Source organism: Haladaptatus ordinarius (assembly GCF_054177595.1).
The window spans coordinates 1-925 of record NZ_JBPEHH010000281.1; the positions used below are offsets into that span (position 1 = coordinate 1).

The 925-nt window shown below is 44.6% G+C and carries 1 protein-coding gene; it reads left to right on the forward strand.

Annotated elements, in window-relative coordinates; all coding sequences use genetic code 11:
* Positions 1-187 precede the first annotated feature (187 nt).
* Complete coding sequence (locus ACR3FF_RS27200) at positions 188-664, forward strand: hypothetical protein (protein ID WP_458191219.1); 477 nt, start codon at positions 188-190, stop codon at positions 662-664.
* Positions 665-925 lie beyond the last annotated feature (261 nt).

The following is a 925-nucleotide window of genomic DNA, read 5'->3' on the forward strand; positions in this document are numbered from 1 at the left end:
TAACTGAGCCCGGTTCTCTTTTTTTGTCGACGGCCGAATCGATCCGTCGAACCGTGTAAGAGTATCTTCAGCCGACGTCAGGAGGATTGGTGAGGCAAAATTCTTAGACAGGCTCATATGTTTGAACTAAATGTGTTAATATAGATACCATACACAAAACTTATGGCTATATAATTAGAATATAAGTATGGGAAATGTAATATTAAAAACTCGTAGATCCATTCTCGCAGCTACTGGAGCACTTCTCTTAGCTGGGTGCTCTTCAATAAATGCCGATTCAACTAACTTTGGAGGAACGGAAACTACTACCACTGAAACTATTGTCAACGATAGAGACACAGTCAACGAAGATCACTATCTGACTTACACCTTTACTCTGAACCGAAAGGCTACGCTTGATCTGAGTGTGACGGTTCGGGAGGGACCTCGGCTCGACATTGTGTTTACTAGTCAAGATGAACTTGCTGAATTCGAGGCGGGAAATCACATCCGATACAACGAGAACCTCTCATTCCTCAACTCCTTAGGAGGTGATGCAACGCTTGAGGTTCCCAAGGGGGATTACGCTCTAATCGTGGATAACACCGATGCGATAGATGCTCAGCCACCAACAAACTTTACTGACGATAACGCTCGTGTTGAGATACGCCTTACCGCTCGATAAATCGAAATAGAAGAATATTATACAATGATCTAGAACATGAATCCTCAGGAACTACATTCAGTTGAATATCTCAGTGCGAACACCATCTGGGATCACGAGGAGCACGATTTCACACCGTGGATTGTCGAGCACATTGACCAGCTTCGCTAGTTGTCCACTCTCTCGATAACTGCATCGGCAAAAGCTGCGCCTCACACGGTAAAGACCGCGAAATGAGACGAAGACTGTCTTGGATGCTGTGATGGGGCGTGAATATGTTGA

Coding starts and splice junctions, on each gene's coding strand:
- ACR3FF_RS27200 (WP_458191219.1), top strand. CDS start 188: ATGGGAAATGTAATATTAAAAACTCGTAGATCCATTCTCGCAGCTACT.